11 protein-coding genes are annotated in these 15,186 nt (G+C 72.0%); 4 read left to right on the top strand and 7 right to left on the bottom strand.

What is annotated here, in order from left to right; translation table 11 throughout:
* Positions 1-91: 91 nt before the first annotated feature.
* From ACIBCM_RS30040 to ACIBCM_RS30055, 4 genes are all read right to left on the bottom strand, one after another.
* Positions 92-2,104 carry a protein meaA gene (locus tag ACIBCM_RS30040; RefSeq protein ID WP_399248657.1) on the bottom strand — a complete coding sequence of 671 codons (2,013 nt, stop codon included), beginning with the start codon at positions 2,102-2,104 and terminating at the stop codon, positions 92-94.
* 10 nt (positions 2,105-2,114) lie between these two features.
* The gene (ccrA, locus tag ACIBCM_RS30045) at positions 2,115-3,488 is read right to left on the bottom strand and encodes a crotonyl-CoA carboxylase/reductase (RefSeq protein ID WP_399248659.1); all 1,374 of its coding nucleotides are present in this window, start codon (positions 3,486-3,488) and stop codon (positions 2,115-2,117) included.
* 852 nt (positions 3,489-4,340) lie between these two features.
* Entirely contained in the window at positions 4,341-5,183 is an 843-nt protein-coding gene (locus tag ACIBCM_RS30050) for a TetR family transcriptional regulator (protein ID WP_399248661.1), read from the bottom strand.
* Between the two features lie 160 nt (positions 5,184-5,343).
* Positions 5,344-7,128, bottom strand: a complete 1,785-nt coding sequence (locus ACIBCM_RS30055) for a 3-hydroxyacyl-CoA dehydrogenase family protein (RefSeq protein WP_399248663.1) — start codon at positions 7,126-7,128, stop codon at positions 5,344-5,346.
* 412 nt (positions 7,129-7,540) lie between these two features.
* Between ACIBCM_RS30055 and ACIBCM_RS30060 the strand changes: the two genes are divergently transcribed.
* Positions 7,541-8,110 carry an adenylosuccinate lyase gene (locus tag ACIBCM_RS30060; protein WP_399248666.1) on the top strand — a complete coding sequence of 190 codons (570 nt, stop codon included), beginning with the start codon at positions 7,541-7,543 and terminating at the stop codon, positions 8,108-8,110.
* Between the two features lie 299 nt (positions 8,111-8,409).
* Here the strand turns inward: ACIBCM_RS30060 and ACIBCM_RS30065 are convergent, their stop codons facing one another.
* A complete protein-coding gene (locus ACIBCM_RS30065) occupies positions 8,410-9,000 on the bottom strand; it encodes a hypothetical protein (RefSeq protein ID WP_399248667.1) in 591 nt (196 codons plus the stop codon).
* 180 nt (positions 9,001-9,180) lie between these two features.
* Here ACIBCM_RS30065 and ACIBCM_RS30070 point away from each other — a divergent pair, with 180 nt between their 5' ends.
* Positions 9,181-10,935, top strand: a complete 1,755-nt coding sequence (locus ACIBCM_RS30070) for a helix-turn-helix domain-containing protein (RefSeq protein ID WP_399248669.1) — start codon at positions 9,181-9,183, stop codon at positions 10,933-10,935.
* Positions 10,936-10,974: 39 nt separating this feature from the next.
* Here ACIBCM_RS30070 and ACIBCM_RS30075 read toward each other — a convergent pair whose 3' ends face one another.
* Entirely contained in the window at positions 10,975-12,024 is a 1,050-nt protein-coding gene (locus tag ACIBCM_RS30075; protein ID WP_399248671.1) for an Rv2578c family radical SAM protein, read from the bottom strand.
* A 161-nt stretch (positions 12,025-12,185) separates the two neighbouring features.
* Here ACIBCM_RS30075 and ACIBCM_RS30080 point away from each other — a divergent pair, with 161 nt between their 5' ends.
* Positions 12,186-12,632 carry an SRPBCC family protein gene (locus ACIBCM_RS30080; RefSeq protein ID WP_399248673.1) on the top strand — a complete coding sequence of 149 codons (447 nt, stop codon included), beginning with the start codon at positions 12,186-12,188 and terminating at the stop codon, positions 12,630-12,632.
* Between the two features lie 287 nt (positions 12,633-12,919).
* Here the strand turns inward: ACIBCM_RS30080 and ACIBCM_RS30085 are convergent, their stop codons facing one another.
* On the bottom strand, positions 12,920-13,276 hold the full coding sequence (locus tag ACIBCM_RS30085) for a hypothetical protein (RefSeq protein ID WP_399248675.1): 357 nt from the start codon (positions 13,274-13,276) through the stop codon (positions 12,920-12,922).
* Positions 13,277-13,436: 160 nt separating this feature from the next.
* Here ACIBCM_RS30085 and ACIBCM_RS30090 point away from each other — a divergent pair, with 160 nt between their 5' ends.
* On the top strand, positions 13,437-14,579 hold the full coding sequence (locus tag ACIBCM_RS30090) for an SGNH/GDSL hydrolase family protein (protein WP_399248677.1): 1,143 nt from the start codon (positions 13,437-13,439) through the stop codon (positions 14,577-14,579).
* Positions 14,580-15,186 lie beyond the last annotated feature (607 nt).

Genomic DNA, 15,186 nt, shown 5'->3' on the forward strand with positions numbered 1-15,186 from the left:
TCGGCGGGCAGGCTCTGGGCTTTCTCCAGGAAGCGGGGGTTGGAGCCGGGGACCGCCAGACAGGAACGACGCGGACGGAGACGATCGAGGGTCATGCGGGTACCTCCAGAGGGTCGAGCTTGTTCGCTTTCCGGATCTCGTCGACGATACGTCCGATGATCTCCGTGATACCGAAGTCCTTCGGGGTGAACACGGCGGCCACACCCGCCGCCTTGAGTTCGGTGGCGTCGGCGTTCGGGATGATCCCGCCGACGATGACCGGAACATCGGCCGCGCCCGCCTCGCGCAGCCGCGCCAGGACATCGGGCACCAGCTCCGCGTGCGATCCGGACAGAATGGACAGCCCCACACAGTGCACGTCCTCCGCCAGCGCGGCGGAGACGATCTGCTCAGGGGTGAGCCGGATGCCCTGGTAGACCACCTCGAAGCCCGCGTCACGGGCCCGTACGGCGATCTGCTCCGCGCCGTTGGAGTGCCCGTCCAGCCCCGGCTTGCCGACCAGCAGCCGCAGCCGGCCGGCGCCCAGGTCCTGAGCCGTACGCGCCACCTTCTCGCGGACCAGGGCCATCGGAGTGCCCGCCTCGGCGGTGACCGCCACCGGCGCCGAGGAGACACCCGTCGGCGCGCGGAACTCACCGAACACATCGCGCAGCGCCCAGGCCCACTCCCCGGTGGTGACACCCGCGCGGGCGCACTCCAGGGTGGCGGCCATCAGATTGTCGGTGCCCGCCGCCGTCTTCTTCAGCGCCGCCAGCGCGTCCGTCGCGCGGGCCTCGTCGCGGTTGTCCCGCCACGCGTGCAGCCCCGCGACGACCCGCGCCTCGTTCGCCGGGTCGACCGTCATGATCGCCGTGTCCAGATCCGAGGTGAGCGGGTTGTCCTCGGTGGTCTCGAAGATGTTCACCCCGACGATCTTCTCGTCGCCCGCCTCGATCCTGGCGCGCCGCTCGGCGTGCGAGGAGACCAGCCGGGACTTGAGATAACCCGACTCGACGGCCGCCATCGCGCCGCCCATCTCCTCGATCCGCCCCATCTCGGCCAGACACTCGGCGACGAGCGCGTCCACCTTGGCCTCGACGACATGCGAGCCCGCGAAGATGTCCTCGTACTCCAGCAGGTCCGACTCGTGCGCCAGCACCTGCTGGATGCGCAGCGACCACTGCTGGTCCCAGGGCCGGGGGAGCCCCAGCGCCTCGTTCCACGCCGGAAGCTGTACGGCACGTGCGCGCGCGTCCTTGGAGAGGGTGACGGCCAGCATCTCCAGGACGATCCGCTGGACGTTGTTCTCCGGCTGCGCCTCGGTGAGCCCGAGGGAGTTGACCTGTACGCCATAGCGGAACCGGCGCTGCCTGGGGTCCTCGACCCCGTACCGCTCCCGGGTGACCTGGTCCCAGATACGGCCGAAGGCGCGCATCTTGCACATCTCCTCGATGAAGCGGACGCCCGCGTTCACGAAGAAGGAGATCCGGGCCACCACCTCACCCCTGCGGTCGTCGGGTATCTGACCGGAGGCGAAGACCGCGTCCAGCACGGCCGTCGCGGTGGCCATGGCGTACGAGATCTCCTGGACCGGAGTGGCTCCGGCCTCCTGGAGGTGGTAGCTGCAGATGTTGATCGGGTTCCACTTCGGGATGTGGTTCACCGTGTAGGTGATCATGTCCGTCGTCAGCCGCAGCGAGGGGCCGGGCGGGAAGACATGCGTTCCCCGGGACAGATACTCCTTCACGATGTCGTTCTGCGTGGTGCCCTGGAGCGCCCGGACATCGGCCCCCTGCTCCTCCGCGACGACCTGATAGAGCGCCAGCAGCCACATGGCGGTGGCGTTGATCGTCATGGAGGTGTTCATCTGATCCAGCGGGATGTCCTGGAACAGCAGGCGCATGTCACCGAGATGGGACACGGGCACGCCGACCCGGCCGACCTCGCCCCGGGCGAGGATGTGATCGGGGTCGTACCCCGTCTGGGTCGGCAGGTCGAAGGCGACCGACAGACCGGTCTGGCCCTTGGCGAGGTTACGGCGGTACAGCTCGTTGGACGCCTCGGCGGTCGAGTGACCCGCGTACGTCCGCATGAGCCACGGCCGGTCCTTGTTGCGCTCTGTCATCTGTCGGACCTCAGACGTTCGCACCGCGCGGGGCGGTCCGCTCCGCCGGGGCGTCGCGGAAGAGGTTGATGGAGTCGAGGTGCCGGGCGCGCATCTCCTCGTCGCGCACACCGAGGCCCTCCCGGGGCGCGAGGGCGAGGACGCCGACCTTGCCCTGGTGGAGGTTGCGGTGCACGTCGTAGGCGGCCTGGCCGGTGTCGTCGAGGGAGTAGACCTTGGAGAGCGTGGGGTGGATCCTGCCCTTGGCGATGAGGCGGTTGGCCTCCCAGGCTTCGCGGTAGTTGGCGAAGTGGGAGCCGATGATGCGCTTGAGGGACATCCAGAGGTAGCGGTTGTCGTACTCGTGGGTGTAGCCGGAGGTGGAGGCGCAGGTGACGACGGTGCCGCCCTTGCGGGTGACGTAGACGCTCGCGCCGAAGGTCTCGCGGCCGGGGTGTTCGAAGACGATGTCGACGTCCTCGCCGCCGGTGAGTTCGCGGATGCGCTTGCCGAAGCGCTTCCACTCGCGGGGGTCCTGCTCGTGTTCGTTCTTCCAGAAGCGGTAGCCCTCGGCATTGCGGTCGATGATGGCGTCGGCGCCCATGGCGCGGCAGATGGCGGCCTTCTGGTCGCTGGAGACGACGCAGATGGGGGTGGCGCCGCCGGCGAGGGCGAACTGGGTGGCGTACGAGCCGAGTCCACCGGACGCGCCCCAGATGAGGACGTTGTCGCCCTGCTTCATGCCGGCGCCGTTGCGGGAGACGAGCTGGCGGTAGGCGGTGGAGTTGACCAGGCCGGGGGCGGCGGCCTCCTCCCAGGTGAGATGGCCGGGCTTGGGCATCAGCTGGTTGGACTTGACCAGGGCGATCTCGGCGAGGCCGCCGAAGTTGGTCTCGAAGCCCCAGATGCGCTGCTCGGGGTCGAGCATGGTGTCGTTGTGGCCGTCGGAGGACTCCAGTTCGACCGACAGGCAGTGTGCGACGACCTCGTCGCCGGGCTTCCAGGCGTTGACGCCGGGGCCGGTGCGCAGGACGACACCGGCGAGGTCGGAGCCGATCACGTGGTAGGGCAGATCGTGGCGCCGGGTCAGCTCGGAGACCTTTCCGTACCGCTCCAGGAACCCGAAGGTCGACAGCGGCTCGAAGATCGAGGTCCACACCGAGTTGTAGTTCACGGAACTGGCCATCACCGCGACCAGCGCCTCACCCGGACCCAGCTCCGGCACCGCCACGTCCTCGACGTGGAGGGACTTGCGGGGGTCCTTCTCGCGGGATTCGAGACCGGCGAACATCTCGGCCTCGTCCTTGTGCACCGTCACCGCGCGGTAGGACTCGGGGATGGGCAGCGCGGCGAAGTCTGGGGACGTGGAGTCCGCCGACTGAATCGCGTCCAGGATTTCCTTCACGGTGTTGCCTCCGGCGAAGCGCGTCGGGGTCCCGTGGGACTCCCGAAGAGGGTTTTGGGGGCGGTGCTGCTGTGGAGGTGTGCCGTCGGTTCGGCGGGTGGTGGTGCTGTCGGCAGCGCTGGTGGGCGCGGTCGGGAGCCTGTGACGCAGGCGTCCGGGCGCGCAGCCGCGTGTGGGTCGCGGGTTGCGGGGACAGCCGGCGTACGCGTGGTCTCTGCACGCCGGCCGCCCGGACGCCTTCACCGTATGGCACGCTGTGACAGGTGACAAGGCACTGCGTGCCAATAATTTCACTCAAGTGTCAGCCCTACGGCACGGATGAGCAACGCGAGGGCCGGGCGGGGGCGCATCGGCCCCCGCCGAAGGTGCCCGGAAGGGCCCGTTTTCCGGGCCTTGTGCGTACGTGCCGTCCCGGTCTCCCGGCCTGATTCCCCGGCGTCATCCGATCCGGACCGTGACTCCGTGGTGCTCCCCGGTCACACCCGGGTCGCCTCCGATCACTCCGGTGGGCGCTCGCACCGCTCCGGGATGGGCCCCGGGGGTGCGGAGGGCGAGGCGTGCGGCAGTGATGTCCTCATGGGGGCGGGTCGCCGTGGCCCGGGCGGGGCCGGAGCCCCGGCGGCCGGGCGCGGTCCGTCGCCGGGGGTCGGGTACGGGGACGGGGAGACGGGAGCGGAGGCCGCGGGCCCGCTCCGTGGCCTCCGGGGCCGGGGGGCGCCGGGAACCACATGGGTTCACGGCGGTACGGGGAGCCGTGCCCGGTCCCCGGCCCACGGCCCCGGGGGCTTTTCGGGCCGGGGGGTCGCCGTGCCGGTCGTGGTCACCGGGCGGGAGGCCCGGTGACCACGGTCGTCAGGCGCGGCGCGTCTGAAGCGCCCTTTCGATCGTGCGCATCACATCGTCCAGGGGCGCGTCCGTGCGGGCCACGGCCACCAGGACCTCGTCCTTCGGCGCCATGGAGACCAGCGCCGGGGGCTCGGCGGCGGACGGGGACGCCGGGGCGGTGCGGCCCGCGCCGATCCCCGAGCCGAAGGTCTCGCGGACGATGGCGAACGCGTGGTCGAGCTGGGCCTCCACATCGCCCTCGCCCCCGGCCCGCAGCCAGCGGCGCAGCACATGGTTGTGCGCCGTGACGACCGCGGACGCGGCCACCTCCGCCAGCAGCGGATCGTCGTTGCCGGCGTGATGGTCGCGCTCGTCGAAGTGGCCCAGCAGATAGCGGGTGAACAGCCGTTCGTAACGGGCCACCGAGGCGATCTCCCGCTCCCGGAGCGTCGGCACCTCACGGGTGAGGCGGTAGCGCTCCACGGACACCGCGGGGGAGGAGGCGTACATCCGCATGACCTCCTTGATGCCCCGGCACACGGTGTCGAGCGGGTGCTCGTGGGGCGGCGCCGCGTTCAGCACCGCCTCCGCGCGCACGAGCGTGTCGTCGTGGTCCGGGAAGATCGCCTCCTCCTTGGAGCGGAAGTGGCGGAAGAACGTCCTCCGTGCCACCCCGGCCGCGGCCGCGATCTCGTCCACGGTCGTCGCCTCGTACCCCTTGGTCGCGAACAACTCCATGGCCGCCGACGCCAACTCGCGGCGCATCTTGAGCCGTTGGGCGGCGGCGCGGTTGCCCGCGGCACTTTCCGGGGCGTCCGGAGCGGTCTTGGGGCGGGAAGATCGGCGACTGGGATCAGCGGGCTGGGCCATGCCCCGAACGTACTGCATCCGTGCAGGAGGGCGCGCCTTCGGGGCGCCCCGGCCGGCGGCCGGAACAGGGTCCCGGCCACCTGGCGCGGCCGTCTTCGGCGCGGGCGGCCGGGGCGGTCCGCCGGGAGGTTCCAGCAGCCCGCCCCAGCCGGCCCGCCGGTCAGCGCCGGGCATATTCGCGGAAGCCACGCCCCGTCTTCCGGCCGAGGCAGCCCGCGGCGACCAGATGCTCCAGCAGCGGTGCGGGCGCCAGGCCCGGATCGCGGAACTCGCGGTGCAGCACCTTCTCGATCGCGAGCGACACATCGAGCCCGACGACATCGAGCAGTTCGAACGGACCCATCGGGTATCCGGCGCCCAGCTTGATCGCGGCGTCGATGTCGTCGACGGTCGCGTAGTGCTGCTCGACCATCTTGATCGCGTTGTTGAGATACGGGAACAGCAGCGCGTTCACGATGAATCCGGCCCGGTCGCCGCAGTCCACCGGGTGCTTCCCGATCCCCGCGGTCACCGCGCGCACGGTGGCGTGGACATCGTCGGCGGTCAGGACCGTACGGACGACCTCGACCAGTTTCATCGCCGGGGCCGGGTTGAAGAAGTGCATCCCGATCACGTCCTCGGGCCGTGAGGTCGCCCGGGCACAGGCCACGACCGGCAGCGAGGAGGTGGTGGTGGCGAGCACCGCGCCCTGCCTGCAGACCTTGTCCAGCGTCGCGAACAGCTGCCGCTTGACCTCCAGGTCCTCGGCGACGGCCTCCACGGCCAGGTCGACCTCGGCGAGCGCGTCCAGCGAGCCCGCCGGGGTGATCCTGGCCAGGGCCTCCTCCCTGGCCGCGGCCGTCATCCGGCCCCGGTCGACGGAGCGTGCGAGGGACGCGCCGATCCGGGCCTTCGCGCCCTCGGCCTTCTCCGGCGAGCGCCCGGCGATCACCACGTCATAGCCGGACCGGGCGAACACCTCCGCGATCCCGCTCGCCATCGTGCCGGAACCGGCCACCCCGACCGACCGGATCTCCCGGCCCGGGGCCTCCCCGGCCGCCTCGGGCCCCGGGGTGAGGGCGTCCGGCACGACGTCCGGGGTGCCGGGGGCCGCGTAGGTGTAGAAACCGCGGCCCGCCTTCCGCCCGGTCAGCCCGGCCTCGCTGAGCTGCTTGAGGATCGGGGCGGGCGCGTGGAGCCGGTCCCGGGACGCGGCGTACATCGCGTCCAGGACCGTACGGGCCGTGTCGACGCCGATCAGGTCGAGCAGCGCCAGCGGTCCCATCGGCAGCCCGCAGCCCAGCCTCATCGCCGCGTCGATGTCCTCGCGGGAGGCGTACTTCGCCTCGTACATCGCCGCCGCCTGGTTGAGATAGCCGAACAGCAGCCCGTCCGCGACGAATCCGGGACGGTCGCCCACCGCGACGGGTTCCTTGCCCAGCTCCCGGGCGAGAGCGGTGACCGCGTCGACGGCCGCCGGCGCGGTGAGCACCGAGGAGACGACCTCGACGAGTTTCATCGCCGGGGCCGGGTTGAAGAAGTGCATCCCGAGCACCCGCTCGGGGTGGCGGGACTCGGCGGCGAGCCTGGTCACCGAGAGCGCGTTGGTGCCGGTGGCGAGGACGGCCGTGGGGCGGACGACCGCGTCCAGCTCGTGGAAGACCTGCTGCTTGGTCTCGAACGACTCGGACACGACCTCGATCACGAGTTCGGCGTCCGCGGCCGCCCGGAGGTCGGGATACGTCCGGAAGCGGGCCAGGGTGTCGGCGCGCTCCTCCTCGGTGATCCGCCCGCGCCGGACGGCCCGGGCGGTGGAGGCTTCGAGCGAGGCGACGGCCCGGCGGGCGGCCTCCTCGCTGATGTCGATACCGACGACTTCCCGGCCGGCGCGGGTGAGCACTTCGGCGATACCGGTGCCCATGGTGCCGAGGCCGACGACGGCGACGGTGTGCAGAGGGGTGTCCATCCGGGGACTCCAGGGTGAGTGACGACTGGTGGAGGCCGCACGCGTGATAAACAACAGACTGGCGAGACAGACGAGCGGGAAGCGCGCGGGCGGCGGCAGCGCGGGAATCGAGCGCCCGAAGGCGCGGAGCGCGCACCGAGAACGGGTCGTGGGTACTGTCGGCGGGCTCCGTCCCGAAGCCGTGCCGTTCGCGGTACGTGACCGACTCACGCACCACGGTGTTCGCCGAACCGACTGCACTCGCGGCGGCTGCGTCACCAGGCCGCCATGAGCCGCGGGGTAACCCGCTCACATGAGATTAACTCGTGAGTAATGAGCGCGCCAGACCTGGGCCGGTGTGATCTGGGTCGCGCGGTCCCCGCCGGGCGAGGTTCCCCTCCGGGGCCCTTCCGGCCGCCGATACGCTGATCCCATGGACGAGGAGCTCCGGTCGCTGGCCGAACGTCTGCGGGGCGAGTCGGGCGGTTCACCGGCGTACGAACGCCTGCTGGTGACGGAGGACCGGGAAGAGCTCGCGGGTGTCCTCACCGAACGGGAACGCCCACTGTGGGCACGGGAGATGGCCGCGTTCCGGCTGGGGTGCGCCGGGGACCGCCGGGCCTTCGAGTCGCTGGTGCTGCTGCTCAACCACCGTGACCCCGAGCGCTGTGTCGCCGCCGCGCACGCTCTGTCGGAGCTGGCCGACCCCCGTACGCCCCGAGCCGCCGCCGCGCTCGCCACCAATGAACTGCGCGTCGCCTACGCCCTGGTTCCGGTACGGCTGCTGACCAGGCTGCGGGCGCCCGAGTCCGTACCCGCCCTGATCACGGTGCTCCGCCGCAGGCTCGCTCCCGGTGACCCCCACTGGCGGGTGGCGCTGGCGTGTGTGGAGGGGCTGGGCGCGCTCGGCGACGAACGGGCCGCGGGTGTACTGGAGTCGGCCCGGACCCATCCCCGGCTGGCGGCGGCGGCGTGGGCGGCGCTCGCCCGCCTGGCGGACTGAGGCGGGCGCGTACCGCGGGCCCGTCGGGTGCCACCGGACGGGTACCGCGGCGGTCGGGCGTGACCGACCCGGGCGGGCGGAAGGTGTCGGGGCCGTACCCGCTGAGTCGGGCGGAGGGCGCCGGGTCGTCGCCGGACAGCGTGGGTGGAATGCGCCGGTCCGTGGGCCGAACCGCGCCGCGGGCTCCGGGCCGGGAAGGTGTCGGCTCCGGAGCCCGCGGCTCCCCCCGTGTCCGTCAGTCCCCTGAACTGGCAACTGCCGGACACTCGTATCGGTCGTCCGCCGTACCGAGCCGTCGCTCAGTACAGCTTGTTGACCGCGGTCTTCGTGGTCGTCCGGAAACCCGCGAGCGGCGCGCCGTCGAGGTCGCCCAGCTGGCCCCAGCCGATGACCGTGACCGTCCGTCCGTCACGGCCGACCGAGTAGAGTGCGATGTCCGTCGAGCCGGCCTCGGGGTCCGAGGTGTCGACGCTGTAGACGTGCGCGCCCTCCTCGACATTGATCCGCCCGTGGTAGAACGCCTCGCCCTCCAGTCCCGGGTACTGCTGCTGGAGCCGGCCGAGGCAGCTCTCGATCGAGGCGCGGAGCTTGGTGACGAGGGTCTTCGCCTTGGCCTCGGTGGTGGCGACCGTGATGGTCTGCCGGGCGCCGGTGTCCAGTTCGGTGGTGAAGAGGCGGTACTTGCTGGACGCCTTCGGCGCGGTGTTCCCGGTGCAGAAGTCGCCGGGCAGACCCGCCTTCACCGGTCCGGCCGTCCAGGGTGTCGGCGCGGCCGGCAGCTGTGAGGCCGAGAGGAACTTGGGAGCAGGTGCGGCATGGGCCGTCGCGAAGGAGGCGACGGTCAGGCCGAGGGCCGCCGCGGTCACGGCGGCGGTACGGAACATCTTCATGGAAGTGCATCCCCGTTGCTTGATGGCTGGTCGAGCGGTCACCAGCTTCGGCAGCCCATGGCCCGGCGCACAAGCGCTCCGGCCGCCTCCGGAACGGTGGAACCATTCCACCCCCGCTGACGTGGCATTACCCGACGGGGTGGAATGCCGCCCCGGGACGGTCGGAGAGCTGGAACGGTTGTGAACACATCACGAGATTCCGAGTCCGGTGCGTTCGCGCGGCGAATCAACGAGCTGAGGGAGGCATCGGGCCGCAGCTACGGCGCGCTCGCGCGCCGGGTGGGTGTGTCCGCTTCCACCCTCCACCGCTACTGCTCGGGCCATACGGTCCCCATGGAGTTCGCGCCCGTCGAACGCCTCGCCCGGCTGTGCGGTCTCGGCGGTGAGGACCTGGTCGCCCTGCACCGCCTCTGGATCCTGGCGGACGCGGACCGCCGCCGGCGCCAGGAGGCGGGGGGCTCGGGCGTGGCGACGGGTCCGGCTGCGGAGGCGGGTCCTGCCGCGGGGGCGGGTCCGGCGGCGGAGGCGGGTCCGGCGGTGCAGGGCGACCCCGGGGACCCGTCGGACATCTCCGGTCGCCCGCATCCCTCCAGCCCCTCGGGCCACCAGGACCACCTCGGTCACCGCGATCGCGCTGACCGTCCCGACCATGCGGACCCTCCGGATTCCGGTGGACTCGCCCACCCCGCGGCCCCTGTAACAGGAGCGGACTCCCGCCCCGGCGAACCGACCGACACCATCCGCTCTTCGCACGACGGGCCGGAGCGGGACGGAGGCGCACGTCCCGAAGTCACCGTCGTCCTGGGGGAGGGGCGCGGCGCCGGGGCCCCGCCCGCCGGACGGCGGCCCGCCGGAACCACGCGCCCTCCCCGGCGACGGAGGCGCCTCGTCTACGGGGCAGGGGCCGTCGCGACCGCGCTCACCTTCGTCCTGCTGCCGGCGTTCGACCACTCGCCGCTCCGGCCGGCCGACGGACGGCGCGCCGCGGCACAGCAGCCGGGCACGGGCACCGTCGGCGGCTCGCCCACGTCCGGCGCGCGGGGCACCTCGTCCGCGGGGCCGGTGTCCCCGAGCGCTTCGCCCTCCGGCACTCGCACCACCGCCCCCGCCCCCGGCGGCGGCCCGGAGACGCCCGGCGCGGCGCCCCCACGGTCCACCGGAGCGCCGAAGTCCCCGGCCGCCGGGTCGCCGTTCACCGTGCGGGTCAACCAGCATGTCTGGGCCAACGGCTGCGACCACGGCTATCTCGTCGACCGGCGCCCCGACGCCGTGCCCCCGCCGCCGGGCGAGGCCGACGCCGCGCCCTGGGCCAGGGCCGTCGGCGCGGTGCACGGCGGCCGGACGGGGGTGCGGATCACCGTGCAGGGCAGGACCGACGAGGCGGTGGTGCTCCAGTCGCTGCGCGTGCGGGTCGCGGCCCGGCGCGCCCCGGCCCCGGGGAACGCCTACCAGATGAGTCTCGGCTGCGGGGGATCGCTCACTCCCCGGATGTTCGACGTCGATCTCGACAAGTCCCGCCCGATCGCCCGCTCGGTGGGCGGTTACGACGAGAACGGGCCCCTGCCGGCCGTCGCGTTCCCCTACCGGGTCTCGGCCGAGGACCCCGAGATCCTGCTCGTCACCGCCACCACGGCCGGGTGCGGCTGCGACTGGTATCTGGAACTGGAGTGGAGCAGCGGCGACCGCTCGGGCACCGTACGCGTCGACGACGACGGCGGCCGGCCGTTCCGTACGAGCGCGGTCGGGGGCAGGACCTCGTATGTGTACGACACGGGCACCGGCCGCTGGATCACGGGCGGCCCCTCACCCCGGGCGGAAACCGGAACCGGCACCGGGACCGGGGCAGGCACCCGCACCGGCACCGGCACCGGCACCGGGACCCGTACCGGCGACGGCGGCGATACCGAGGCCCGCCCCGAGGTCCCGGCGTCCTGAGCACCGCCACCCCGGGCCGCGGAGTCCCGGGACCCCGGGTCAGAGCAGCGTGAGCTGTGTCGGCTCCTGTCCGAGCGGAAGCGCGGGCCCCTGCTCCGGTTCGGGCCGGATACGGCGCGGCATCCCCCGGCCGGCGGGACCGATCCCGTACTCCGCCGCCAGTTCATGGACCAGCCGGGTGATCCGGCGCTGGTACCACGTGGGCGCGTACGACCCGCCCGCGTACAGCCGCTCGTAGCGCCGTACGAGATACGGGTGGTGCTCGCCCAGCCATGCCATGAACCACTCGCGGGCGCCGGGCCGCAGATGGAGGACGAGCGGTGTCACGGAGGTGGCGCCCGCCTCGGCTATTGCACGGACGGTGGCGCGCAGCTGATCGGGGTGGTCGCCCAGGAAGGGGATCACGGGCGCCATCAGCACCCCGCAGCCGATCCCGTGGCCGGTGAGGGTGCGGACGGCGTCGAGGCGGCGCTCGGGGGAGGGGGTGCCCGGCTCGACCGTGCGCCACAGGGCCTGGTCCGTGAAGCCCACCGAGACGGAGATGCCGACCTCGGTGGCCTCGGCCGCCTGGAGCAGCAGATCCAGATCGCGCAGGATCAGGGTGCCCTTGGTCAGGATGGAGAACGGGTTCGCGTGGTCGCGCAGGGCGGCGATGATGCCCGGCATCAGCCGGTACCTTCCCTCCGCCCTCTGGTAGCAGTCGACGTTGGTGCCCATCGCGATGTGCGCGCCCTGCCACTGTCGGGACCCCAGCTGACGGCGGAGAAGCTCGGGAGCGTTGACCTTGACGACGATCTGGGAGTCGAAGCCGAGCCCGGTGTCGAGGTCCAGATAGCTGTGGGACTTGCGGGCGAAACAGTAGACACACGCGTGAGTACACCCGCGGTAGGGGTTGACCGTCCATTCGAACGGCATCCGTGATGCGCCGGGGACCCGGTTGAGAATCGAACGCGCCCGGACCTCATGGAAGGTGACGCCCCGGAACTCGGGAGTGTCGAAGGTCCTGGTCCGCACCGCGGACATCCCGAACAGCGCGCCCTCCCCGGACTGCGGCGTCGACGGGGTCTCGGCCAGATGGTCCCAGCGCATGGTCGCCTCCTCGATAGCTCTCCCAGCAGAATAGAACACATGTTCCCTTGATCGCTGCATGGGCCATGCGTCGGTCTCGCCCGCGCCCCGGATTTGGGCCCTCGCGACCGAGGTGGTTGGCTAGCGCCGACCCCGAACAACCGAGTGCTGGAGGAACGGCAATGGCGCAGGTCGAGGCCACGACGGAACGAATCATCGCTGCGGACGCGGAGACGGTGTTCGACACACTGGCCGACTACGAGAACTCCCGCGCGAAGCTGCTGCCGGAGCACTTCAGCGAGTACGAGGTCCGTGAGGGCGGGGACGGGGAGGGCACCGTCGTCCACTGGAAGCTCCAGGCCACGAGCAAGCGGGTCCGCGACTGTCTGCTCGATGTCACCGAGCCGACCGACGGCCGGCTGGTCGAGAAGGACCGCAACTCCTCCATGGTCACCACCTGGACGGTCACCCCGGCGGGGGAGGGCCGGTCGAAGGCCGTCGTCACCGCCGTCTGGAAGGGTGCGGGAGGTATCGGCGGATTCTTCGAGAAGACCTTCGCCCCCAAGGGGCTCGCCCGGATCTACGACGCCCTGCTCGCCAATCTGGCCGCCGAGGTCGAGAAGAAGTGACCGCGGGCCCGGGCGAGTGACCCGGGCGATCCGGGGTCCGGGAGGGTGACCCCGGCGGGCCGCGGCAGGGCAAGGGGCCCGTCGTGGCAGCACTCACCGTTTCGAGTGGCTTTCCCCGCGGCGTCGAGTTGCGCCGAGCGCGCCACGGGCCGCGGGAAAGCCCCAGCCGAGCACCCGACACGCCCCTGACGTACCAGGGCGCAGCGGTCGGGTCGTGGACGGCCTCCCGGCTGCGGGCTTCGGGGCGCCTGCACAACTCCTCGACCGGTGCGGGGAGTCGGTGCGGTTCAACGCCGAACTCCGAGCGCCTGGGACACCGAAGGCTTCTCGTCGGGTTCAGAACCCCCTCGGAAGCCGCAATCCGAGATCACAGCCTGTCCGGGCCCGGGTGTTACCTGGGCATGGACCCGAAGGCGTCTCTCCGGCCGGTCGCGCGTCTGCTCGCTGAACGCGCTGAACGCGCTGAACGCGCTGAACGCGCTGAACGCGCTGAACGCGTCGAACGCGCCGAGCACATCGACACCGTGATCCGCCGGCCATTGTTCCGGACGCGGACGTACCGCCGGAGTCGCGCGCGCCGGGCGCTTGGCCGGTGTCGTCGTCCCGGCCGGGAAGACCTCGGTGTGTGCGGTGTGCACCGGCATTCGTGGAGTGGTCTGGGTGTTCCGGCCCCGCCGAACGCCTTCTGCGGTGGCGTGGACACGGTGGAGTGAATGATCTCCCAGAGTCTGGACCATCACAAAACGTAGCTGCTTGAGTACGCAGCGCAATCGACCGGCCGTTGGTCTGCTTCAGGAGAGCTACGTGTTCCATATCAAGACGTCCTCACCGACCTCACGGGAACAGGAACGAGCCGCCGGCTCCGTGCGGGGCGGGGCCTTCCTCCGCCGGGCCGCGCTGGGTGCGCTGGCCATGCTGACGCTCGCGGCCGGCGTACCGGCCACGGCCTCAGCCGCGCCGGAGCCCGTGCGGTGGGCGGCACTCGGCGACTCGTACACCGCCGGCCTGTTCGTCGGCGACCCCAGTCCGGCCCTGGGCGGCCCGGACCGTGACGGCTGCGACCGTACGACGGGCGCGTATCCGAGCCTCGTCGCGGGCAAGCTCGCCGCCGGCCCGCCCGGGGGCCGGCCGGTGACGCTGACCGACGTCAGCTGCGGCGGTGCCACCATCCGCGACATCGCCACCGCCCGGCAGACCCCCATCAGTCCCGTCCAGGCCCCCGAGGACGGCTGGCCGAGCGTGGCCCCCCAGGCCGACCGCGCGAAGCTGAACGCCGACACCGACGTGGTCACGATCGGCGTCGGCGGCAACAGCCTGCCGTTCGGTGCCATCCTCATGTCCTGCCTCATCGGGGGTTTCGGCCAGCCGGACGACGCCACCCCGTGCCGCGATGCCTACGAGAGCGGCGAATCGGTCTTCGACCCGGAGCCCATCGCCGACAAGTACGACCGGATCGTCCGCGAGTACGCCGCGATGCTGGCCGAAGTACACCGCAAGGCGCCCAACGCCAAGGTCATCACGGTCGGCTACCCCACGGTCGTCCCGTCCGACCCCGCCACCTGTGACCGCAAGGACACCACCGAACTGGCCGCCGACATCAAGAACGTCGGCACGGTCCCGGTCACCCACGGCGACATCGCCTGGCTGGGTGACGTGTACACCCGCCTCAACACGATTATCCAGGCCATCACGGAACTGAGCGGTGACACATACGTCGACACCGCCGCCTCCAGCGCCGGCCACGACGCGTGCGGGCCCCGGGCGACGAAGTGGGTGGAGGGCGTCTGCGGCGAGGCGGCCTCGTACTGGCCGAACGAACCCGCCCTCGGGCCGTTCACCCTGACGTGCTCCGGCGGGACGCGGGCCACGGTCGTGCACCCCAACGCCGCCGGCCACACCAATACCGCCACCCAGGTCGAAGCCGCCATCCGCGACGCACTGACCTGACACCGCGAACACCCCTGCCCGGCAAGCCCGGAGGGCAGCGCCCGGCACACCCGGGCGCTGCCCCGCGCTCACCCCTCCGCAGCGGACCCCTCACCGCGCGGAGCGCGGCCACGGCCCCTCCCGGGAGGGGCCGTGCGGGACAGCACCGGAATGATGGGCCCGCCCTGCGGCAGGTCATCCGACGGTCGGCAGGCCGATGGCCGAACGAACGCGCCGGCTCCCCAGGGCCTTCCGGCCGGGACGGGGCGCTGCCCGGAAGGACCCGTGACACCGACAGACGGCCTTGCCCGTCCCGTAGGCGCGTTCTCCCCGGACGTACCGGCCTGTTGGTCGACACCCGCACCACCGGCCCCTCCGGAACCTTCCGCTTCTCCGGCCTCAGGTGCGCGGGCGCGAGGGCGTCCCCACAGGCTACCGGCCGGTCACCACCGACCCCTGCGGCACGGGCGGCGCACGTCCGGAGCGCGGTGCCGGCGCGGGCATACGGACTGAGTCATTCCTCCGGCAGTGCGAAGGAACAGGGGATTCGCGCGGGCGCACGACCTATTCGTCCGTTGCCCCGCGCACGCCCTCCCGAGCGCCGTACCGTGGAGCCGAGCCGCGAATC

The sequence above is a fragment of the Streptomyces sp. NPDC051018 genome (assembly GCF_044456085.1).
Taxonomy (GTDB): Bacteria; Actinomycetota; Actinomycetes; order Streptomycetales; family Streptomycetaceae; genus Streptomyces.